Source organism: Stenotrophomonas sp. TWI587 (genome assembly GCF_039674145.1).
In the GTDB taxonomy this organism is placed as follows: Bacteria; Pseudomonadota; Gammaproteobacteria; order Xanthomonadales; family Xanthomonadaceae; genus Stenotrophomonas; species Stenotrophomonas maltophilia_AY.
In genome coordinates this window covers 159,431-181,432 of record NZ_JBDJMW010000004.1, presented here as the reverse complement: position 1 = coordinate 181,432, position 22,002 = coordinate 159,431, and the positions used below count along the sequence as shown (strand labels likewise).

At 67.0% G+C, this 22,002-nt stretch carries 20 protein-coding genes; 14 read left to right on the top strand and 6 right to left on the bottom strand.

Going from position 1 to position 22,002, the window contains the following annotated elements; genetic code table 11:
- Positions 1 to 32 precede the first annotated feature (32 nt).
- Positions 33 to 1,709, bottom strand: coding sequence for an electron transfer flavoprotein-ubiquinone oxidoreductase (locus tag ABE464_RS08425; protein WP_346471568.1), 1,677 nt, complete (start codon positions 1,707 to 1,709; stop codon positions 33 to 35).
- A 273-nt stretch (positions 1,710 to 1,982) separates the two neighbouring features.
- Here ABE464_RS08425 and ABE464_RS08420 point away from each other — a divergent pair, with 273 nt between their 5' ends.
- Entirely contained in the window at positions 1,983 to 3,146 is a 1,164-nt protein-coding gene (locus tag ABE464_RS08420; RefSeq protein WP_346471567.1) for an acyl-CoA dehydrogenase family protein, read from the top strand.
- Position 3,147: 1 nt separating this feature from the next.
- Here ABE464_RS08420 and trmL read toward each other — a convergent pair whose 3' ends face one another.
- Both trmL and ABE464_RS08410 read right to left on the bottom strand, forming a co-directional pair.
- Positions 3,148 to 3,627, bottom strand: coding sequence for a tRNA (uridine(34)/cytosine(34)/5-carboxymethylaminomethyluridine(34)-2'-O)-methyltransferase TrmL (trmL, locus tag ABE464_RS08415; RefSeq protein WP_346471566.1), 480 nt, complete (start codon positions 3,625 to 3,627; stop codon positions 3,148 to 3,150).
- A 43-nt stretch (positions 3,628 to 3,670) separates the two neighbouring features.
- Positions 3,671 to 4,162, bottom strand: coding sequence for a hypothetical protein (locus tag ABE464_RS08410; RefSeq protein ID WP_346471565.1), 492 nt, complete (start codon positions 4,160 to 4,162; stop codon positions 3,671 to 3,673).
- Between the two features lie 343 nt (positions 4,163 to 4,505).
- Between ABE464_RS08410 and ABE464_RS08405 the strand changes: the two genes are divergently transcribed.
- The 4 genes from ABE464_RS08405 (at position 4,506) to ABE464_RS08390 (ending at position 9,932) form a co-directional block, all read left to right on the top strand.
- Entirely contained in the window at positions 4,506 to 7,385 is a 2,880-nt protein-coding gene (locus tag ABE464_RS08405; protein WP_346471564.1) for a pitrilysin family protein, read from the top strand.
- A 128-nt stretch (positions 7,386 to 7,513) separates the two neighbouring features.
- Positions 7,514 to 7,831, top strand: a complete 318-nt coding sequence (locus ABE464_RS08400; protein WP_088434811.1) for a DUF4156 domain-containing protein — start codon at positions 7,514 to 7,516, stop codon at positions 7,829 to 7,831.
- 112 nt (positions 7,832 to 7,943) lie between these two features.
- Positions 7,944 to 8,960 carry a 3-oxoacyl-ACP synthase III gene (locus ABE464_RS08395; protein WP_019184878.1) on the top strand — a complete coding sequence of 339 codons (1,017 nt, stop codon included), beginning with the start codon at positions 7,944 to 7,946 and terminating at the stop codon, positions 8,958 to 8,960.
- 81 nt (positions 8,961 to 9,041) lie between these two features.
- Positions 9,042 to 9,932 (top strand): alpha/beta fold hydrolase, encoded by an 891-nt coding sequence (locus ABE464_RS08390; RefSeq protein WP_346471563.1) that lies wholly within the window; start codon positions 9,042 to 9,044, stop codon positions 9,930 to 9,932.
- 42 nt (positions 9,933 to 9,974) lie between these two features.
- Here ABE464_RS08390 and ABE464_RS08385 read toward each other — a convergent pair whose 3' ends face one another.
- On the bottom strand, positions 9,975 to 10,403 hold the full coding sequence (locus ABE464_RS08385) for a YkgJ family cysteine cluster protein (protein WP_346471562.1): 429 nt from the start codon (positions 10,401 to 10,403) through the stop codon (positions 9,975 to 9,977).
- A 103-nt stretch (positions 10,404 to 10,506) separates the two neighbouring features.
- Between ABE464_RS08385 and oleC the strand changes: the two genes are divergently transcribed.
- The 3 genes from oleC (at position 10,507) to ABE464_RS08370 (ending at position 13,388) form a co-directional block, all read left to right on the top strand.
- A complete protein-coding gene (oleC, locus tag ABE464_RS08380; protein WP_346471561.1) occupies positions 10,507 to 12,162 on the top strand; it encodes an olefin beta-lactone synthetase in 1,656 nt (551 codons plus the stop codon).
- On the top strand, positions 12,159 to 13,169 hold the full coding sequence (oleD, locus tag ABE464_RS08375) for a 2-alkyl-3-oxoalkanoate reductase (RefSeq protein ID WP_346471560.1): 1,011 nt from the start codon (positions 12,159 to 12,161) through the stop codon (positions 13,167 to 13,169). Before oleC ends, oleD begins: the two co-directional genes overlap by 4 nt.
- Positions 13,170 to 13,232: 63 nt before the next feature.
- Complete coding sequence (locus ABE464_RS08370) at positions 13,233 to 13,388, top strand: DUF1328 domain-containing protein (protein WP_019184873.1); 156 nt, start codon at positions 13,233 to 13,235, stop codon at positions 13,386 to 13,388.
- An 81-nt stretch (positions 13,389 to 13,469) separates the two neighbouring features.
- Here ABE464_RS08370 and ddlA read toward each other — a convergent pair whose 3' ends face one another.
- Positions 13,470 to 14,576: a D-alanine--D-alanine ligase gene (ddlA, locus tag ABE464_RS08365; RefSeq protein WP_346471559.1), complete on the bottom strand. Its 1,107-nt coding sequence runs from the start codon at positions 14,574 to 14,576 to the stop codon at positions 13,470 to 13,472.
- Between the two features lie 126 nt (positions 14,577 to 14,702).
- On the opposite strand from ddlA, the gene ABE464_RS08360 reads away from it, so the two are divergent.
- From ABE464_RS08360 to ABE464_RS08350, 3 genes are read left to right on the top strand one after another with little or no spacing between them, the layout of a single operon-like run.
- The gene (locus ABE464_RS08360; RefSeq protein ID WP_123731073.1) at positions 14,703 to 15,344 is read left to right on the top strand and encodes an SCP2 sterol-binding domain-containing protein; all 642 of its coding nucleotides are present in this window, start codon (positions 14,703 to 14,705) and stop codon (positions 15,342 to 15,344) included.
- Entirely contained in the window at positions 15,341 to 16,999 is a 1,659-nt protein-coding gene (gene ubiB, locus ABE464_RS08355; RefSeq protein ID WP_259260576.1) for a ubiquinone biosynthesis regulatory protein kinase UbiB, read from the top strand. The genes ABE464_RS08360 and ubiB overlap by 4 nt, the downstream gene beginning before the upstream one ends.
- Positions 16,996 to 17,742, top strand: coding sequence for a pseudouridine synthase (locus ABE464_RS08350; protein ID WP_346471558.1), 747 nt, complete (start codon positions 16,996 to 16,998; stop codon positions 17,740 to 17,742). The genes ubiB and ABE464_RS08350 overlap by 4 nt, the downstream gene beginning before the upstream one ends.
- 24 nt (positions 17,743 to 17,766) lie before the next feature.
- On the opposite strand, the gene ABE464_RS08345 is transcribed toward ABE464_RS08350, so the two are convergent.
- Positions 17,767 to 18,315 carry a DUF2059 domain-containing protein gene (locus ABE464_RS08345; RefSeq protein WP_346471557.1) on the bottom strand — a complete coding sequence of 183 codons (549 nt, stop codon included), beginning with the start codon at positions 18,313 to 18,315 and terminating at the stop codon, positions 17,767 to 17,769.
- Between the two features lie 137 nt (positions 18,316 to 18,452).
- Here ABE464_RS08345 and arfB point away from each other — a divergent pair, with 137 nt between their 5' ends.
- The 3 genes from arfB (at position 18,453) to dcp (ending at position 21,794) form a co-directional block, all read left to right on the top strand.
- Positions 18,453 to 18,884: an alternative ribosome rescue aminoacyl-tRNA hydrolase ArfB gene (gene arfB / locus ABE464_RS08340; protein ID WP_121044396.1), complete on the top strand. Its 432-nt coding sequence runs from the start codon at positions 18,453 to 18,455 to the stop codon at positions 18,882 to 18,884.
- Positions 18,885 to 18,930: 46 nt separating this feature from the next.
- Positions 18,931 to 19,491, top strand: coding sequence for a lysophospholipid acyltransferase family protein (locus ABE464_RS08335; RefSeq protein WP_259260783.1), 561 nt, complete (start codon positions 18,931 to 18,933; stop codon positions 19,489 to 19,491).
- A 146-nt stretch (positions 19,492 to 19,637) separates the two neighbouring features.
- Positions 19,638 to 21,794: a peptidyl-dipeptidase Dcp gene (gene dcp / locus ABE464_RS08330; RefSeq protein WP_046272277.1), complete on the top strand. Its 2,157-nt coding sequence runs from the start codon at positions 19,638 to 19,640 to the stop codon at positions 21,792 to 21,794.
- The last annotated feature ends 208 nt before the right edge of the window (positions 21,795 to 22,002 follow it).

Genomic DNA, 22,002 nt, shown 5'->3' with positions numbered 1-22,002 from the left:
GGCCTGCGACGCATGGTCGCAGGCCGTTGCGATCACATGCCCGAGTAGTTCGGGCCGCCGCCGCCCTGCGGGGTCACCCACACGATGTTCTGGGTCGGGTCCTTGATGTCGCAGGTCTTGCAGTGCACGCAGTTCTGCGCGTTGATCTGCAGCTGCTCATGCCCGTCGCTGCCGACGAACTCGTACACGCCGGCCGGGCAGTAGCGTGCTTCCGGCCCGGCGTACTCGCTCAGGTTGATCCGCACCGGCACGCTGGCATCCTTGAGCGTGAGATGACTGGGCTGGTCTTCGGCGTGGTTGGTGCTGCTCAGGAACACCGAGCTGAGCCGGTCGAAGGTGAGCACGCCATCGGGCTTGGGATAATGGATCTTCGCGTGCTTCGACGCCGGCTCCAGGCAGGCATGGTCCGGCGTGCTGTGGCGCAGCGTCCACGGCGGGTTGCGGATGCCCAGCTTGGGCAGCAGCCACTGCTCGATACCGGTCATCAGCGTGGCCACGGTCTGGCCCTTCTTGAACCACTGCTTGAAGTTCTTGGCCTGCTGCAGCTCGGCATGCAGCCAGCTGGTTTCGAACGCCTGCGGATACGCGCTCAGCTCATCGTGCTGGCGATCGGCGACCAGCGCATCGAAGGCGGCATCGGCGGCGAGCATGCCGGTCTTGATCGCGGCGTGGCTGCCCTTGATCCGGCTGACGTTGAGGTAGCCGGCCTCGCAGCCGACCAATGCGCCACCCGGGAACACCGTCTTGGGCAGCGACATCAAACCACCGGCGGTGATCGCGCGCGCGCCGTAGCCGATGCGCTTGCCACCTTCCAGGTGCTTGCGGATGTCCGGGTGCGTCTTGAAACGCTGGAATTCTTCGAACGGGCTCAGCCACGGGTTCTTGTAGTCCAGGCCGACCACATAGCCGATCGAGACCTTGCCGCCCTCGGCGTGATACAGGAACGCGCCACCGTAGGTGTCATTGTCCAGCGGCCAGCCGGCGGCATGCACCACCAGGCCCGGCTCGTGTTTGGCCGGATCGATCTGCCACAGTTCCTTGATGCCGATGCCGTAGGCCTGCGGATCCTTGCCGGCATCGAGCTGGAACCGCGCGATCAACTGGCGGCCGAGATGGCCGCGCGAGCCTTCGGCGAAAATCGTGTACTTGGCGTGCAGCGCCATGCCGCGCTCGAACGCGGGGCCGGGCTGACCGTTCTTCTCGATGCCCATGTCGCCGGTGGCCACGCCGATCACCGCGCCGTCGTCGCTGTACAGCACTTCCGCTGCCGGGAAGCCGGGGAAGATCGCCACTTCCAGCGCCTCGGCCTGCTGCGCCAGCCAGCGGGTGACCTCGCCCAGGCTGACGATGTAGTTGCCTTCGTTGTGGAAGCATTCCGGCAGCAGCGCATTGGGCGTGCTGCGTGACGCCGTCTCATTGAGGAACAGGAACTCGTCGCGGGTGACCTTCTGCTTCAGCGGTGCGCCGCGCTCGGCCCAGTCCGGGAACAGTTCGGTCAACGCGCGCGGGTCCATCACCGCACCGGACAGAATGTGCGCGCCGGGTTCGGAGCCTTTCTCCAGGATGCACACCGAGAGCTCGCGGCCGGCCTCGATGGCGCGCTGGCGCAGCCGGATCGCCGTGGCCAGGCCAGCGGGACCGCCACCGACGATCACCACATCGAATTCCATCACTTCACGCGGGGGCAGGACGTTGATTTCTTCGCTCATGGGGCTGCGTAACTCGTGGGTAGTGCCGCGGGTTGAACGGCGGCGGTTGCCTGGGAATCGCGCGTGTCACACCACGGCGAAACGGTGGATCAGTGCGCCAGAGTACCGGCACGGCGCATTTAAGCCTAGATCGCCGACGATGACAGCGGTGTCGCCGCGCGTTCGATACCAGGATGCTGCGGCGCAGCATCCGCGCTGCCCCGCCGTCCCTTGGCCGCTTCGCGCACAACGACCACAATGGGGGCCGGTTCCACCGCCACCTTCCGGGATGCCATGTCACTGAATCCGTTCGATCTGTTCGATATCCGTTCGCTGCTCAGCGAGGAGGAGCGCGCGGTGCAGGCGACGGTGGCGCGATTCACCGATACGCGGGTGCTGCCGATCATCGGCGATGCGTTCGACGACGGGCGCTTCCCGGACGAATTGATTCCCGAGATCGCCGCGCTGGGCCTGCTCGGCTCCAGCCTGCCCGAGCAGTACGGCGGCGGCGGGCTCAATGCGGTGAGCTACGGCTTGATCTGCCAGGAGCTGGAGCGCGGCGATTCGGGCCTGCGCAGCTTCGTTTCGGTGCAGAGCTCGCTGTGCATGTACCCCATCTACGCTTACGGCAGCGAAGAACAACGGCTGCGCTGGTTGCCGGACATGGCGACCGGCAAGGTGATCGGCTGCTTCGGCCTGACCGAGGCGCATGGTGGTTCCGATCCGGCGGCGATGAAGACCCGCGCGGTGCGCGATGGCAGCGACTGGCTGATCAACGGCAGCAAGATGTGGATCACCAGTGGGCCGGTGGCGGACATCGCGATCGTGTGGGCGCATACCGAGGATGGCATCCAGGGCTTCGTGCTCGAGAAGGGCATGGCCGGCTTCAGCACGCAGGAGATCAAGCACAAGATGAGCCTGCGCGCCTCACTGACCGGCGCCCTGTTCTTCGACAACGTGCGTGTGCCCGACCGTAACCGCCTTCCCAATGTGCAGGGCCTCAAAGGGCCGCTGGGCTGTTTGAACCAAGCGCGCTATGGCATCAGCTGGGGGCCGATCGGTGCCGCGGTGGCGTGCCTGGATGAAGCACTGGATTACACCAAGCAGCGCGTGCTGTTCGGCCGGCCGGTGGCCGCCACGCAGAGTGCGCAGATCAAACTGGCCGATATGGCGCGCCGGATCACCACCGCGCAGTTGCTGGCGTTGCAGCTGGGGCGTCTGAAGGATGCTGGCCAGCTGCAGCCGCAGCAGGTGAGCCTGGCCAAGTGGAACAACTGCCGCATGGCGATCGATATCGCGCGCGAGTGCCGCGATCTGCTCGGCGGTGCGGGCATCACCACCGAGCACGTGGCGATCCGGCATGCGCTCAATCTGGAATCGGTCATCACCTACGAGGGCACCGAGACCGTGCATCAGCTGGTGATCGGGCGCGAGCTGACGGGAATCAACGCTTTTTGAGTCATTCCCCGCCGGCAAACCCGTTCTGGCGCCACGCCTCGTACATCACCACCGCAACGGTGTTGGACAGATTGAGGCTGCGGTTGTCCGGCTGCATCGGCAGGCGCAGGCGACGGCCGTGGGGCAGGCTGTCGAGCAGTTCCTGGGGCAGGCCGCGGGTTTCCGGGCCAAACAGGAAGGCGTCGCCATCTTCAAACTGCTGGGTGTCGTAACGCACGCTGCCGCGGGTACTCAGCGCGAACAGGCGCTTGGGCGCAATCACCTGCAGGGCGGTCTCCAGATCTGGATGGACCTGCAGTCGGGCGTATTCGTGATAGTCCAGGCCGGCGCGCTTGAGCTGCTTGTCGCTCAGGTCGAAACCGAGCGGCTCGATCAGGTGCAGCCGCGCGCCGGTGTTGGCGCAGAGGCGGATCACATTGCCGGTGTTCGGCGGGATTTCGGGTTGGAACAGGACGACATGGAACGTGGGCGTGGCAGTCATCGGCAAAGTGTACGCCGTGGCTGCAGGAGGCTGCAGCGACGGCTTACTGGCGGATCAGGGTCGAGGCAGCGGTCGAGGCGGCGGCAGCAGCGGTTTCCAGGGCCAGGGCCTGCAGATCGGCCGGCGACGGACGCACCTGCAGGGTCGGCAGGTTGATGATCACTTCGTTGGCCACCGCGGTGGCGGCAGCGGTGAAGGTGGCGACGTAGCCGCGGGCGGTGGTCTGTTCGGCAGCCAAGGCATGGCGCTGTTCGGCGGTCGGGCGCACTTCGATGGCGGCCAGGGTGGTGACGCGGCGGTTGGCGGTCAGTTCGGCGCGGTAATCGGCGATCAGGCCAGCGGTCGGGCGGACTTCCACGACGGCCAGGGTCGGGATGTTGCTGGTGCGCTCAACCTCGGCCTGGGCGATCTGGTCAGCCGACGGGCGGACCTGCACGGTGTCCAGGGTGACGATGGCGGGGGCGGCCTGCACCGACGAAGCAAACGCGGAACCGGCGGCAAAGGCGATGGCGATGGCGAGAGTCTTGGTGTTCATGGCGAGGTCCTGTTTAGTGTTGGTGAGCAGTGGTGTGGTAGTAAGGTAGTACACCGATTCGGGGCTTGCAAGAACAATTTGAACTTTCTTGTTTTTGTTCAGCGTTCAGTCAGTTTCGGTTTGATCCTTGCTTCCCTTGCCCAGTACCTCGCAGGACGCGTGCCAAGTTCTATCTGTTGATTTCAAAGGTTTTTTGTCGATCTTCGCGTGTCCGCTGTCCGGACAGATGTCCGCGGGATCACGTCGCGGCTGTCCGTTACGGCCCCCAATGACTGTTGGCCGATGCCTTTTGCCCGGGTGGCGCGCTAGCATCCGGCTTCACTTTCATGACCAAGGAACCGGAATGACCGTCCAACTTCGACCGCGTGCTGCGCTGCTGGCTGTCGCGCTCTCCGCCGCACTGGGCTCACTGGCGCCCGCACCGGTCCTGGCCAAGCCGGCCACGGTGGCCAAGGTCGACATTCCGTTCGAGCAGTTCACCCTGCCCAACGGCCTGCGCGTGGTGGTGCACACCGACCGCAAGGCGCCGATCGTGGCCGTCAACATCTGGTACCACGTGGGCAGCAAGGACGAGCCCGCCGGCCGCACCGGCTTTGCGCACCTGTTCGAACACCTGATGTTCCAGGGCAGCGAGAACCACGACGGCGAGTATTTCGAGCCCTTCAAGCAGGTCGGCGTGACCGGCCAGAACGGCACCACCAATACCGACCGCACCAACTACTTCGAGAACGTGCCCACCACCGCGCTGGACATGGCGCTGTGGATGGAGTCCGACCGCATGGGCCATCTGCTCGGTGCGATCGACCAGGCCGCCCTGGACGAACAGCGCGGCGTGGTCCAGAACGAGAAGCGCCAGGGCGAGAACCAGCCCTATGGCCAGGTCTGGGAAAAGCTGACCCGCGCGATGTACCCGGCAGGGCACCCGTATCACCACAGCGTGATCGGCTCGATGAACGATCTCAACGCCGCCTCGCTGGACGACGTGAAGACCTGGTTCCGCACCTGGTACGGCCCGAACAACGCGGTGCTGGTGCTGGCCGGCGACATCGACCTGGCCACGGCGAAGGAAAAAGTCGCCAAGTACTTCGGCGACATCCCGGCTGGCCCGAGCATGGCCCAGCCGAAGGTGGACGTGGCCAAGCGTGAGAAGAGCACGCGTGAGGTGATGACCGACAAGGTGCCGCAGGCGCGCATCTACCGTGCCTGGAACGTCGCCCAGGTCGGCACCACCGACATCGACCAGCTGCAGTTGTTCGCGCAGGTCCTCGGCGGTGCGAAGTCCTCGCGTCTGGATCAGCGCCTGCTGCACCAGGACAAGCTGGTGGACAACATCAGCGCCGGCGCCTACAGCTCGCAGCTGGGCTCGAACTTCGTGATCATGGCCAGCGTCAAGCAGGGCGTGGACCCGGCCAAGGTCGAGGCGATCATCGATGAAGAGATCAAGCGCCTGGCCAAGGACGGTCCGACCGCCGATGAGCTGAGCCGCGGCAAGACCGCCTTCCGTGCCGGCTTCATCCGCGGCATCGAGCGCATCGGCGGGTTCGGCGGCAAGGCCGACGCGCTGGCCGAGTGCACCGTGTACGAAGGTGACCCGGGCTGCTTCCGCAAGTCATTGGCCACCATCGATGCGGCCACCGCTGCGCAGGTGCGTGATGTCGGCGCCAAGTGGCTGGGCGTCGGCGACCACACCATCGTGGTCGAACCGGGCGCGCGTGTCGCCTTGGCCGAACTGCCGTCGGAAACGCCCAAGCCGTTCACCGTGCCCGCGGTGGATCCCAGCTTCACGACCTTGGCCAAGCAGGTCGACCGCAGCACCGGCGTGCCGCAGACCAAGACCTTCCCGGACCTGAAGTTCCCGGAGCTGCACCGCGCCACACTGAAGAACGGCACCCAGGTGATCCTGGCCGAGCGTCATGACATTCCGGTCGTGCAGTTCAGCTACGAATTCCCGGGCGGCTTCACCGCCGACCAGGGCCGCAAGTCCGGCACGGCCAACTTCACCATGGGCCTGCTCACCGAAGGTGCCGGCAAGCTCGGCGCGCTGCCGTTCGCCGACGCGGCCGACGCACTGGGCGCCAAGCTCGATGCCTCCGCCTCGCTGGACAGCACCAGCGTGTATCTGTCCGCACTGAAGGAAAACCTGGCCCCGTCGCTGGCGCTGTATGCCGACATGCTGCGCCAGCCGCGCTTCGATCAAGGCGAGATCGATCGGGTCAAGGCGACCTGGATCGCCGGCATCCAGCAGGAGAAGGTCAACCCCAGCGCGGTTGCGATGCGCGTGATGCCGACGCTGCTGTACGGCGCGGGCCATCCATACGCGATCCCGTTCACCGGCAGCGGCAATGAAGTGGACATCCAGTCCATGACCCGCGAAGACCTGGTGGACTTCCACCGTGATTGGCTGCGCCCGGAGCAGGGCACGCTGATCGTGGTCGGCGACACCACGCTGAAGGAAATCGTACCGTTGCTGGAACGCCAGCTTGGCAACTGGAAGGCTGAAGGCCCCGCGCCACAGGTCAAGGCGCCGGTGGACGTCGCACGTCCGACGCAGGCCCGGGTGTATCTGATCGATCAGCCGGGCGCGGTGCAGGCCAACCTGTTCGCCAGCCAGGTGGTCCCCTCGTCCAAGGACCCCGGCTCGACCCGCTTCGATATCGCCAACGGCGTGCTCGGCGGCGACTTCACCTCACGCCTGAACATGAACCTGCGTGAGCAGAAGCACTGGTCCTACGGTGCCGGCAGCAGCGCCAGCAACACCCTGGGCCAGCGCCCGTGGGGCGCCCGCGCACCCGTGCAGATCGACAAGACCGCCGAGTCCATGCAGGAGATGCAGAAGGAGATCGCCGAGTTCGCCAGCGGGGCCAAGCCGGCCACGCCGGCCGAAGTGGCGCGCATCCGCAACATCCAGAACCTCAGCCTGCCCGGCGCCTACGAGACCGCCAGTGCCGTGATGGGCACCATCAGCGGCATCGTGCGGTACCAGCGCCCGGACGACTATGTGTTCAAGCGCAAGGCCGAGATCGAGGCGATGACCCCGGCGCAGGTGCAGCAGGCCGCGGCCACGCTGGACCCGAAGACCCTGACCTGGGTGGTGGTGGGTGACCTCAAGCAGACCGAGGCCCCGGTGCGCGCGCTCAACCTCGGCCAGGTGCAGGTGATCGATGCCGAAGGCAAGGCGGTCCAGACGCCGGCTGCTCCGGCCGCGGCGCCCAAGGCCCGGTAATGTCGGCCGCTGGCCGGCAATCGCGCCGGCCAGCCCATCAGGTGCCAGGGGGATTCCCCGGCACCTGATCACCCCCGATTCAGTTGTTTCCCGCACACTCCCTTACGTATTCCAGCCAGGCCTTGTCCATGCGCATTCTGCTTCTGTCCGCCCTGATCCTCAGCGTTTCCGCCTGCACCTGGGTGCCGATCGAGTCCTCCGGCAAGACGGTCCGCGTGCTGCCGGCCGGCCCCGCGCCGAGCGGCTGCCAGAGCAAGGGTGAGGTGGTGGTCACCGTGAAGAGCAAGGTCGGCTTCTATAACCGCAACCCGCTGCGCGTGCAGGAAGAGCTGGAAACCCTGGCCCGCAACGAGGCGCCCAGCGCCGGTGCCAATGCCGTGCAGGCCTCGGGCCTGCCCGCCGATGGCAGCCAGCGTTTCCTGGCCTTCCAGTGCCCGCCACGCTGAACCCTTCACCCCACGCCCGGACCATACGCCCGGGCGTGAATTCGTAAAGGTGCGGTGAAACCCGTGCCGGCTTACAATAGCGCCCCCTTCGCCTGAGCCTTGGCGCTAACTGATGCTCTTCAAGAATGTCTCGATCGCCGGCCTGGCGCACATCGACGCGCCGCACACGCTGACGTCCAAGGAAATCAACGAGCGGCTGAAGCCGACGCTGGATCGCCTTGGCATCCGTACCGATGTGCTCGGCGATATCGCGGGCATCCACGCCCGCCGCCTGTGGGATGCCGACATGCTGGCCTCCGACGCCGCCACGCTGGCCGCCCGCAAAGCACTGGAAGACGCCGGGATCGGCGCCGACAAGATCGGCCTGCTGGTCAACACCTCGGTCAGCCGCGACTATCTGGAGCCGTCCACGGCCAGCATCGTCTCGGGCAACCTCGGGGTCGGCGACGAATGCATGACCTTCGACGTCGCCAATGCCTGCCTGGCCTTCATCAACGGCATGGACATCGCCGCCCGCATGCTCGAACGCGGCGAGATCGACTACGCGCTGATCGTCGACGGTGAAACCGCCAACCTGGTGTACGAGAAGACCCTCGAGCGCATGGCCCTGCCGGGCGTGACCGCCGATGACTTCCGCAACGAGATGGCCGCCCTGACCCTGGGCTGCGGTGCCGCGGCGATGGTCATGGCGCGCACCGAGCTGGTGCCCGATGCCCCGCGTTACCGTGGTGGCGTGACCCGCTCGGCCACCGAGTGGAACCAGCTGTGCCGCGGCAACCTGGACCGCATGGTCACCGACACCCGCATGCTGCTGATCGAAGGCATCAAGCTGGCACAGAAGACCTTCGTGGCTGCCCGTGAAGCACTGGGCTGGGCCGTGGAGGAACTGGACCAGTTCGTGATCCACCAGGTCAGCCAGCCGCACACCGCCGCCTTCATCAAGAACTTCGGCATCGACCCGAAGAAGGTGATGACGATCTTCGGCGAGCACGGCAACATCGGCCCGGCCTCGGTGCCGATCGTGCTGAGCAAGCTCAAGCAGCTGGGCAAGCTGAAGAAGGGCGATCGCATCGCGCTGCTCGGCATCGGCTCGGGCCTGAACTGCTCGATGGCCGAAGTGGTCTGGTAAACCAGTCGCCGCAGGCTGCTGCGGCGTTGGAATTGAACATCAAGGGCCGGTTCTGCCGGCCCTTTTCACAGGTGCGTTTGCATGCCCCAGCTGCCCGGTTACCCCGCCCATCCGCACCGCTTCGAGGTGCGCCCCGGCCTGTCGATGAACTATCTCGACGAAGGCCCGCGCGATGGCGAGGTGGTGGTGATGGTCCACGGCAATCCATCGTGGAGCTATTACTGGCGCACCCTGGTGGCCGGCTTGTCGGACAGATACCGCTGCATCGTGCCGGATCATATCGGCATGGGCCTGTCGGACAAGCCCGATGACGCGCACTACGAGTACACCCTGCAGTCGCGCGTGGATGACCTGGACGCGCTGCTCGCGCACCTGGGCATCACCGGCCCGGTGACCCTGGCCGTGCACGACTGGGGCGGCATGATCGGCTTCGGCTGGGCGCTGTCGCACCACGCGCAGGTCAAACGCCTGGTGGTGCTCAACACCGCCGCGTTCCCGATGCCGGCCGCGAAGAAGATGCCGTGGCAGATCGCGCTGGGCCGCCACTGGAAGGTGGGTGAGTGGATCATCCGCACCTTCAACGCCTTCTCGTCCGGTGCCTCGTGGCTGGGCGTGGAGCGGAAGATGCCGGCCGAGGTGCGCCGCGCCTATGTGTCGCCGTACAACAGCTATGCCAACCGCATCAGCACCATCCGCTTCATGCAGGACATCCCGCTGTCACCGGCCGACAAGGCCTGGTCGCTGCTGGAGCGTTCCGGCCAGACCCTGCCCAGCTACGCCGACCGCCCCGCCTTCATCGGCTGGGGCCTGCGCGATTTCGTGTTCGACCACCATTTCCTGAAGGGCTTCCAGGCTGCACTGCCGCAGGCGCAGGTGCATGCCTTTGAAGATGCCGGGCATTACGTGCTGGAAGACAAGCACGAGGTGCTGGTGCCGAAGATCCGCGCGTTTCTGGACGCGAACCCGATCTGATCGGGGTGACGACCAGCGGTCGTCACCTGCCCATGCCGATCTTTACGCCGCGATCGGTGCCTGCGGCGGCGCCGGCGAATTGCCGTTGTCATCGGGATGATCATCGTCATTGCCCGCCTCGTCCCGCCAGCGCCAGTCGCCCAGGGTCAACGCCGGCATGCCGTGCGCCACGCGCGCTTTGTCGCACTGGGGGCTGGCCTTGCCGTACTCCCACGAGGCATCCACCTCACGGCACACGCTGGGGCGGTTGGGATGGATGCTGCAGCGCGAATACACGCCGATCTCCGCATCCAGCGCCACGCAGTACACCGGCTTGGAGAGGGTGCCGCGCATGCACAGCCGGTGCGGGTCCAGCACCTGGGTCAGCTCGTGCGGGACGCCACCGGGGGTGACCTCGTCCGATTCCATCCAGTGGAAGGCCACACGGTATTGGGTGCAGCAGGCGCCGCAGGTGAGGCAGGGATGGGGCATGGGGCACCGGCCTTGGGCGGCAGCGAAGCAGGAGGGAAGGGCGCGAATTTTCCACGCCACCGGCCGGCGCGCAAGATTTTTCTACAGCGGCGACAATGAACGGATGAACAGCGCCATCAACATCGCCGCGCGCCTGCCCGAGCTGGCCCGTGAACGCCCCGACCAGATCGCCATCCGCTGCCCCGGCACGCCCGGGCCCGGCGGCATGGCGCGCTACGACGTCACCCTGGATTACCGCACCCTCAACGCCCGCAGCGACGCGATGGCGGCCGGTCTGGCCGCGCACGGCATCGGCCGCGGCGTGCGCGCGGTGGTGATGGTGCGGCCCTCGCCGGAGTTCTTCCTGCTGATGTTCGCGCTGTTCAAGACCGGCGCGGTGCCGGTGCTGGTCGACCCGGGCATCGACAGGCGCGCGCTGAAACAATGCCTGGACGAGGCCCAGCCGGAGGCCTTCATCGGCATCGGCCTGGCCCACGTGGCGCGCCTGGCGCTGCGCTGGTGCCGCTCTGCACGCCTGCTGGTGACCGTTGGCCGCCGCTGGGGCTGGGGTGGCACCACCCTGGCCCGGCTGGAAGCCCAGGGCGCCACGGTGGCGCCTGCGCTGGCCCCGACCGATGGCGAGGACGTCGCCGCGATCCTGTTCACCAGCGGCTCCACCGGCGTGCCCAAGGGCGTGGTCTACCGCCACCGTCATTTCGTGGGCCAGGTCGAACTGCTGCGCGCCGCCTTCGGGATGGAGCCGGGTGGGGTCGACCTGCCGACCTTCCCGCCGTTCGCGCTGTTTGATCCGGCGCTGGGGCTGACCTCGGTAATCCCGGACATGGATCCGACCCGGCCGGCCCAGGCCGATCCGCGCAAGCTGCATGACGCGATCAACCGCTTTGGTGTCACCCAGCTGTTCGGCTCGCCGGCGCTGATGCGGGTGCTGGCCGATCACGGCCAGCCGCTGCCCGGCGTGCGCCGGGTGACCTCGGCCGGGGCACCGGTGCCGCCGGACGTGGTCGCGCGGATCCGCCGCCTGCTGCCCGACGACGCCCAGTTCTGGACCCCCTACGGTGCCACCGAGTGCCTGCCGGTGGCGGTGATCGAAGGTCGCGAGCTGGAGAACACCCGCCAGGCCACGGAGGCCGGCGCGGGTACGTGCGTCGGCCGTGTGGTCGCGCCGAACGACGTACGCATCATCGCCATCGATGACGCGCCGCTGCCGGGTTGGTCGCAGGCACGCGTGCTGGCCGCCGGCGAGGTGGGCGAGATCACCGTGGCCGGCCCGACCGCCACCGACAGCTACTTCAACCGTCCGCAGGCCACCGCCGCAGCGAAGATCACCGAAACCCTGGCCGACGGCAGCACGCGGGTCGTGCACCGGATGGGCGATGTCGGCTACTTCGACGCGCAGGGCCGGCTGTGGTTCTGTGGGCGCAAGACCCAGCGCGTGGAAACCGCGCAGGGGCCGCTGTACACCGAGCAGGTCGAGCCGGTGTTCAACGCGCTGGACGGCATCGCCCGCACCGCGCTGGTCGGCGTGGGTGCGCCGGGCCGGCAGCGGCCGGTGCTGTGCTACGAACTGCAGCCAGGCACCATCGATTCGCCCGCCCTGGTCGAGCGCCTGCGCCGTGAAGCGGCCGCACACGCGCACACCGCGCGCATCGAGCATTTCCTGCCGCACCCGGGCTTCCCGGTCGACATCCGCCACAACGCCAAGATTGGCCGCGAGAAGCTCACGGTCTGGGCCACCGCGCAACTGGAGCAGCACGCATGAAGATCCTCGTTACCGGCGGCGGTGGCTTCCTCGGCCAGGCCCTGTGCAAGGGGCTGATCGCACGCGGTCATCAGGTGCTGGCGTTCAACCGCGGCCACTACCCCGCACTGCAGGCGATGGGTGTGGGCCAGATCCGCGGTGATCTGGCCGATGCGCAGGCGGTGCTGCACGCGGTGGCCGGGGTCGATGCGGTCTTCCACAACGGGGCCAAGGCCGGCGCCTGGGGCAGCTATGACAGCTATCACCAGGCCAATGTGCTCGGCACCGACAACGTGATCGCCGCCTGCCGCGCACACGGCGTGGGCAAGCTGGTCTACACCTCCACGCCCAGCGTGACCCATCGGGCCACCCATCCGGTCGAAGGCCTGGGTGCGGACGAAGTGCCGTATGGCGAGAACTTCCAGGCGCCGTACGCGGCCACCAAGGCCATCGCCGAGCAGCGCGTGCTGGCGGCCAACGATGCGCAGCTGGCCACGGTGGCGCTGCGGCCCCGCTTGATCTGGGGCCCGGGCGACCAGCAGCTGGTGCCGCGCCTGGCCGAGCGCGCCCGCGCCGGCCGCCTGCGCTTCGTCGGAGATGGGCAGAACAAGGTGGACACCACCTACATCGACAACGCCGCGCTGGCCCACTTCCTGGCCCTGGACCACCTGGCCCCGGGCGCGGCCTGCGCCGGCAAGGCCTACTTCATTTCCAACGGCGAGCCGCTGCCGATGCGCGAGCTGCTCAACAAGCTGCTGGCCGCGGTGGATGCCCCGCCGGTGACGAAGTCGATCAGCTTCAAGGCGGCGTACCGGATCGGCGCGGTCTGCGAACGGCTGTGGCCGCTGCTGCGCCTGCGCGGCGAGCCGCCGATGACCCGTTTCCTCGCCGAGCAGCTGTGCACCCCGCACTGGTACAGCATGGAACCGGCTCGCCGCGATTTCGGTTATGTACCCGTGGTCAGCATCGAAGAAGGGCTCGCCCTGCTGGCATCTTCATCGAACGCACAGGATTCCATCACTCCCTGAACACCGCAGGTTGGTGAACATGGCCCCACGCCAACTCCGGCACGCATCAACGCGAGGGTCGACATGCTGCATTACGCCGTCATCTTTTTTGTCATCGCCATCATCGCGGCGGTGCTTGGTTTCTCGGGCATTGCCGGCGCCGCCAGCAACGTCGCCTGGATCCTGTTCGTCGTTTTCCTGATCCTGGCTGTGGTCTCGATGTTCCGCAAGCGGACCTAGTGTCCGGCGCGTCCCGCGCCACCTCTCTCCGGTGTGGGACGCGCTGCGGAAACCATGACGGCCTGACATCGGCAACGATGTTCAGGCCGTCGTTGCGATGGAGCTTTGAAGCTCGCGCTCGTGGGCATGGCGGTCCAGTGCCAGTTCCAGCAGCCGCGTGATCAGCGCGGTGTAATCCAGCCCACTGGCCGCCCACAGCTTCGGGTACATGCTGATGCGGGTGAAGCCGGGCAGCGTGTTGATCTCGTTGATCACCACCTCGCCAGCCGCGGTCAGGAACACATCCACGCGTGCCAGGCCGGCACACTCCAGTGCCTGGTAGGCCTGCACGGCGATCTCCCGGATACGGGACTGCTCCTCATCGGTGATGGCCGCCGGCACCACGATGTCGGCACCGGTCTCACTGATGTACTTGGTGTCGTACGAATAGAAATCATCGTGCACGACCACCTCGCCACAGACGCTGGCTTCGGGGTGTTCATTGCCGAGCACCGCGCACTCGATCTCGCGGCCGTCGATCGCCGCTTCCACCAGCGCTTTGTGATCGAACGACAGCGCCAGCGCGAGGGCGATATGGAAGTCCGCCTCGTTGCGCACCTTGCTCACACCCACCGAGGAGCCCTGGTTGGCCGGCTTCACGAACAGCGGCGTGCCCAGCGCGGCGACCAGCGCGGTGTAATCGGCCCGGGCCGCAGTGAACCGGTTGAAGCAGGCGAACGGCGCCACCGCCAGCCCGGCATCGCGCAGCAGGCGCTTGGCCACGTCCTTGTCCATCGCCACTGCCGAGCCCAGCACGCCCGAGCCCACGAAGGGCAGGTTGGCCATACGCAGCAGGCCCTGCAGCGAGCCGTCCTCGCCCAGCGTGCCGTGCACGATCGGGAACACCACGTCGATCTGCTCCAGTGCGGTGGCCGGATCGGTCGGAACCAGCTGCTGGCGCTCCAGGCCCGGCCGCACCGCCACCGCATTGCCCGAGCGGTGCAGTGCGATCCGTGCCGGGTCGCCGGCATTGAGCAGGAAGTCGCGCGGGTCGCTCACGTGCCACTGGCCCTGTTTGTCGATGCCGATCAGGCTGACCTCGAAGCGGTCCTTGTCCAGCGCATCGAGGATGTTCTTCGCCGACTGCAGCGAGACCTCGTGCTCGGCCGAACGGCCGCCGAATATGATGCCTACCCGGGTCTTGCCCATGCCTGTTGCCGCTCCTGCGTCTTCTGGAACCACACAGGATGGACCGGCGCGCGGTGCATGGCAAAACGTGCAGCGCGTGATGCCTGCGCACGCCCGCCGTTCAAGGGGGCACGGTAGAATGCGGTGATGGCCCGTTCCCTGCTCTCTTCCCTCAAGCCGCTGGCTGGCAATGCGCTGCAGCTCACGCTCAACCGCGCGCTGGCGCTGGACCCGGACACCCGCCGCGCGCTGGCCGCGCTGGATGGCCGCCACATCGCCCTGACCCTGGAATCGCCTGCGTTGGCGATGCGGATCGGGGTGGACGGTGAGCGCCTCACGGTCGGCCCGGTCGATCCGCAGCAGGAGCCGGACCTGGCCGTGCGCAGCACGCTGGGCGGGGTGTTGGCCCAGCTGCCCTTCCTGGCCAATGCACGCCGTGGTGGTGATGCGCCGGCCGGGCGGGTCAAGGTCTCCGGCGATGCCGAGCTGGCCCGCCGCCTGCAGCAGCTGGCGACCCGTTTCGATCCGGACTGGCAGCAGCCGTTCGTGCGCGTGTTCGGCGAGGTGATGGGCGTGCAGATCGCCAACACCCTGCGCTCGGCACTGCAGCATGCGCGCCGCGGCGCGTCCGACCTGGCGCACAGCGCCGCTGAATTTGTCACCGAGGAGTCGCGCGACGTGGTACCCCGAGCAGAACTGGATGCCTTCCACGACGATGTGGACGTAATGCGCGACGACGTTGAACGCATGGCCGTGCGCGTCCAGCGCCTGCGGCAGGTGGGCGCATGAAGGCGATCTTCCGGGCCAGCCGCATCGGCCGCATCATCCTGCGCTACCGCCTCGACGATCTGCTCCAGGGCACCCCGGCCGAACGCTGGCTGCGCCTGGCCAAGCCGTTCGTGCCACGTGCCTCGGCCGACATCGCCGCACAGTCGCGCGGCGCGCGTCTGCGCCTGGCGCTGCAGGACCTTGGCCCGATCTTCGTCAAGTTCGGCCAGATCCTCTCCACCCGCCGTGACCTGATCCCCGCCGACGTCGCCAACGAACTCACCCTGCTGCAGGACCGGGTCAAGCCGTTCGATGGCGCCGCCGCGCAGGCCATCGTCGAACGTGCGCTCGGCCGCCCGGTCAGCGAAGCCTTCGCCAGCTTCGATCTGCAGCCGCTGGCCTCGGCCTCGATCGCGCAGGTGCACGCGGCCACGCTCGCCGATGGCCGCCAGGTGGTGGTCAAGGTGCTGCGCCCGGACATCGAAAAGCAGATCGACGCGGACATCGCGCTGCTCAAATCTGCCGCCGCACTGATCGAACGCGCCCACCCGCGCGCTGACAAGATCCGCCCACGCGAAGTGGTCGCCGAGGTCGAAAACACCCTGGCCGCCGAACTGGATCTGCAGCGCGAAGGTGCCAATGCCAGCGTGCTGCGCCGCAACTGGATCGACTCGGACGATCTGTACGTACCGGAAGTGATCTGGAGCCATACCGCCGAGCGCGCGCTGACCCTGGAGCGCGTGTGGGGCATTCCGTCGGATGACATCGTCGCGCTGGACAAGGCCGGCATCGACCGCAAGGCGCTGGCCGCCAAGGGCGTGCGGGTGTTCTACACCCAGGTGTTCCGCGACAACTTCTTCCACGCCGATGCGCACGCCGGCAACATCTGGGTCGACACCGATCCGGCGCGCCGCGACAACCCGCGCTTCATCGCGCTGGATTTCGGCATCATGGGCCAGCTGTCCGAAGAAGATCAGTACTACCTGGCCGAGAACTTCATGGCCATCTTCAACAAGGACTATCGGCGCATGGCCGCGCTGCATGTGGAAGCCGGCTGGATGCCCAACAACGTGCGCATCGATGAACTCGAAGCGGCCGCGCGTTCGGTGTGCGAGCCCTATTTCACCCGCCCGCTGTCGCAGATCTCGCTGGCCGAGGTGCTGATCAAGCTGTTCCGCGTGGCCCAGCGTTATGAGCTCACGTTGCAGCCGCAGCTGATCCTGCTGCAGAAGACCCTGCTCAATATCGAAGGTGTCGGCCGTCAGCTCGATCCCGAGCTGGATATCTGGGCGGTCGCGCGGCCGGTGCTGGAACGCATCCTGCGCGAGCGTTACAGCCCGCGCCGCGTACTCAAGGAAGTGCGCAAGCGCCTGCCTGAAATCATGACGCATACGCCGGACATGCCGCGTCTGGTGCATGCCTGGCTGCGCCAGCAGGTGGAAGGTGATCACGAACTGTCGATGCGCTCGCGCGATCTGGCGGCGCTGAACGTCAGCGTGCAGAAACTGCAGAAGCGCGCGGTGGCCGCGATCGCCGGCGTCGGCCTGATGATCGTCGCTGCGGTGCTGTACGGCCTGCAGCCGGGTGGCTGGTACTTCGGCGATGCCCCGGTGTGGAGCTGGGTGACTGGCGCGGCGGGCGTGTTCTCGCTGGCCAGTGCCTGGTGGCGCCGATGAGTGCGATCGAGCTGCAGGCCGAGGCCATCGCCGAGGCGCCAGCGGCGCTTCCGCCCCTGCAACTGCTGCACCTGGACGACCAGCTTGCCGTGGTCAACAAGCCTGCCGGGCTGATGGTCCACGACAGCAAGCTCGCCCGGGGCGAAGACGACTTCCTCGCCGACCGCCTGCGCGAGCAGCTCGGCAAGCCGATTTTCCTCGTCCACCGTCTGGATCGCGCCACCAGCGGCTGCCTGCTGCTCGCGTTCGATCGCGAAAGCGCCAGCGTGCTCGGCAAATCACTGATGGGCGGCGACGTCACCAAGGATTACCTCGCGATCTGCCGGGGCTGGCCGGCCGACGAGGCCTTCACCGTCGACCACGACCTCGATGGCGGCCCCGGCAAGCCGGTCAAGAAGCAGGCGATCACCCACTTCCAGCGCGTCGCCGTGGGCGAGATCGCCATCCCGATGGGCGAGTTCGAGACCTCACGCTACGCCCTGCTGCGCTGCCAGCCGCAGACCGGCCGCTTCCGCCAGATCCGCCGCCACCTCAAGCACCTCTCGCATCACCTGATCGGCGACACCAGCCACGGCGACGGCCGTCACAACCGCAGCTTCCGCATGCAGGGCATCCACCGCATGCTCCTGCACGCCGAGCGCCTGCGCTTCCCGCATCCGGACGGCACGCCGATGGATATCAGCGCACCGGTGGACGGCGAATTCCGCAAGGCGATGGATCTGTTCGGCTGGGACGTGCGATAGCCGGCCAGCGGTCGGCTCTACCGTTTATTTCTTCGCAGGCGCGGCCGCCGGCGCCGGCTCATTGACGATCGCCTCCAGGTCCTTCTGCAGATCCACGAACAGCGGCTGCATCTTGGCCTGGATCGCCACCATCACGTTCTGCATCAGCGCCGGCGTCTTGTCCAACAGGCTCTGGCCCGCCGAGCTCTCATAGAACTCCGCCATCGCCAGCACGTCTTCCTTGCTGAAGGTCTGCTTGTACAGATCCACATACATCGGCCGCAGCTCCTTCCAGGACAGCGCCTGACGCACCGTCTGGCTGGTCCGCTGCTCGATCCGCTGCAGCTGCGCCTGCTGCGTCGCGTCCAGCTGACGCTGCTGCGCCACCTGCTGGAACTGCTGGCGCTGCATCGCCTCGATCTGCGGCAGCATCGTGTCAAGCATGCTCTGCGCGCGCGAGGCGGCGAGCAGCCGGTTGATGTCGGCATCCGACGGCGGTGCAGCCATGGCCGGCGCGATCGCGGCCAGGCCCAGCGCCAGGGCCAGAGTGAGGCGGGTCAGGCCGCGGCGGGCCATCGGTCGGATCAGGGACATTGCGAAGCATCCTGCGTTGCGTGGAGTCCGGAGAATACCCGCGATGGCGTCATCAGACCGTATTTGCGGACGTTATCGGCGACATCCACGCACGTTGCAGTCACCCAGCCGACGGTCCTCCCCTTACAATGCGGCCCATGGGCAACGGGCCAGTCACCATCAGCGCGCACCTGACGATTCCGGATACGGAACTCGTCGAGCGGTTCGTGCGCGCCAGCGGTGCCGGTGGCCAAAACGTCAACAAGGTCTCCACCGCCGTCGAACTGCGCTTCGATGTGGCCGGCTCGCCTTCGTTGCCCGAGCCGTTGCGCGCGCGCCTGCTGGCCCGCCGCGACCGGCGCATGACCGGCGAAGGCGTGCTGGTCATCGATGCACAGCGTTTCCGTACCCAGGACCGTAACCGCGAGGACGCGCGCGATCGACTGGCCGCCTTCATCCAGGCGGGGCTGAGCGTGCCCAAGGCACGCGTGGCCACCAAGCCGACCTACGGGTCGAAACTGCGTCGTCTGGACGCCAAAAAGGGGCGCGCGCAGATCAAGCGCGGGCGCACCACACGCAATTGGGAGTGATTGCTTGAACAACCGAAGTCCGTTGTTGCCGGTGGTTCCGCCGAACATGCCGCAGGTCAAACCGAACCGCTTCCTCCGCTGGCTGGCCCGCTGCACGCTGCGCCTGGGGGGCTGGAAAGTGACCGGCACCCTGCCCGATGTGCCCAAAGTGGTGTTCATCATCGCCCCGCATTCGTCCAACTGGGACGGCTTCTGGGGCATGGCGGCGAAGATCGCGCTGGGCATGCAGGTCAAGGTGCTGGGCAAGGCCTCGCTGTTCTGGTGGCCGCTGGGCCCGCTGCTGCGCAAGCTCGGCGTCATCCCGCTGGACCGCAGCTCGCCGCAGGGCACCGTGGAGCAGGCGGTCAGCCTGATCCGTGGCTCGGACCGCCTGTGGTACGCGATCACCCCGGAGGGCACGCGCAAGGCGGTGCAGCACTGGAAGGCCGGCTTCCTCAAGATCGCGCGCATGGCCGATGTGCCGGTGCTGGCCGCGTACTTCCACTACCCGGAAAAGACCATCGGCATCGGCCCGTTGTTCCATCCCACCGGCAACGACGTGGCCGACATGGCGGCGATCCGCGAGTACTACCGCCCCTGGCAGGGCAAGACCCGCGGCACCGTCTGAGTGCCGCCGGGCGGGCCGGACGGGGCAGCCCCCACGGCCCGCACAGCCACGCGCCACGACCGGCACATGCCGCCTGCGGGCTTTGGGAGTAGGGTGATCGGCTGCGGGATTTTCCGTCCCGCGCCCTCATCCAAGGAGCCCGTTTCATGTCGCGTACCGTAGTTTTGGCCGCTGCCATCAGCCTGGCGCTGGCGGCCTGTTCCGGCAAGGAGTCCACCCCCGTGACCGATACCCAGCCCGCCCCGACCCAGCAGCCGGCCGATGCGTCCGCCAACCCGCTGTTGAGCGCCAGCACGCTGCCGTTCCAGGCGCCGCCGTTCGACAAGATCAAGGACAGTGACTACCTGCCGGCCTTCAACGAAGGCATGAAGCAGCACCTGGCCGAGGTCCGCAAGATCGCCGACAACCCCGAGCCGGCCACCTTCGACAACACCATCGAAGCGCTGGAGCGCAGCGGCGAAACCCTGACCCGCGTGTCGCGCATCTTCTTCGGCCTGGTCCAGGCCGACACCAACGATGCACGCCAGAAAGTGCAGGAAGAAGTCGCCCCGAAGCTGGCCGAGCACCAGGACGAGATCAACCTCGACCCGAAGCTGTTCGCCCGCATCAAGACCATCTACGACCAGCGCGACGCGCTGGGCCTGGACCCGGTGCAGAAGCGCCTGGTCGAACGTGATTACCAGGAGTTCGTGCGTGCCGGTGCGCAGTTGAACGATGCCGACAAGGCCTCGCTGCGCAAGCTCAACGTGGAAGAAACCACGCTGGCCACGCAGTTCCACACCCGCCTGGTGGCTGCGACCGCCGCCGGTGCCGTGGTCGTCGATGACAAGGCCAAGCTGGCAGGCCTGGACGAGGATGCGATCAACACCGCCGCCGCCGATGCCAAGGCCCGCAACCTCGATGGCAAGTACCTGCTGCCGCTGCAGAACACCACCCAGCAGCCGGTGCTCGGCTCGCTGAGCGACCGCGAGCAGCGCGCTGCCGTGCTCAAGGCGTCGGAAACCCGCGCCGAAAAGGGCGACGCCAACGACACCCGCGAGACCATCCAGCGCCTGGCCCAGCTGCGTGCGCAGAAGGCCAAGCTGCTCGGCTTCGAGAACTACGCCGCCTACAGCCTGGCCGACCAGATGGCCAAGACCCCGGCCGCCGCGCTCAAGCTGCTGACCGACACCGTGCCGGCCGCCACCGCCAAGGCGCGTGGTGAGATCAGCGAAATGCAGAAGGTGATCGACGCGCAGAAGGGCGGCTTCAAGCTGGCTGCCTCGGATTGGGACTTCTACGCCGAACAGGTGCGCAAGGCGCAGTACGACCTGGACGAGTCGCAGATCAAGCCGTACTTCGAGATGGACAACGTGCTGCAGAACGGCGTCTTCTACGCCGCCACGCAGCTGTACGGCATCACGTTCAAGCCGCGTACCGACATCCCGACCTACCACCCGGACATGAAGGTCTACGAAGTGTTCGACAAGGACGGCACCTCGCTGGCCCTGTTCTACACCGACTACTTCAAGCGTGACAGCAAGTCCGGCGGCGCCTGGATGGATGTGTTCGTCGAACAGGACGGCCTGACCGGTGCCAAGCCGGTGGTCTACAACGTGTGCAACTTCACCAAGCCCGCCGCCGGCCAGCCCGCGCTGCTGAGCTTCGATGACGTGACCACGATGTTCCATGAGTTCGGCCATGCGCTGCACGGCATGTTCTCGAAGGTGAAGTACCCGTCCATCGCCGGTACCAGCACCTCGCGCGATTTCGTCGAGTTCCCCTCGCAGTTCAACGAGCATTGGGCGCTGGACCCGAAGGTGTTCGCCAACTACGCCAAGAACTACAAGACCGGCGAGCCGATGCCGCAGGCGCTGGTCGACAAGATCCTCAAGGCCCGTACCTTCAACCAGGGCTATGCGACCACCGAGTATCTCTCGGCGGCACTGCTCGACCTGGCCTGGCACACCCAGCCGGCCGACGCCAAGCTGCAGGACGTCGCCCCGTTTGAAGCGGCCGCGCTGAAGAAGTTCAAGGTCGACCTGCCGCAGGTGCCGCCGCGCTACCGCACCAGCTACTTCGATCACATCTGGGGTGGCGGGTATTCGTCCGGCTACTACGCCTACTTCTGGGCTGAAGTGCTGGACCATGACGCCTTCGAGTGGTTCAAGGAAAATGGTGGCCTGACCCCGGAGAACGGCCAGGTGTTCCGCGACAAGATCCTCTCGCGCGGCAACAGCGTGGAGCTGGCCGATCTGTACCGCGAGTTCCGCGGCAAGGATCCGTCGGTGGAACCGCTGCTGGTGAACCGTGGCCTGAAGTAATCGCGGCATCCCGGTAGGTACCGACCGTTGGTCGGTACGCCTGCCACCGGTACACGCTGAAACGAAAACGGCAGGGGAGACCCTGCCGTTTTTTCTGGGTTGCTGATCCGCTGGGCCGGGCACTGGGCCCCTATGCCCTTTCCGGCGAATGTCCTCCGGCGTCGGCCTGCGGCCGCCTCCTCCCCCTTTATTTCGCCTCCAAGGGCAT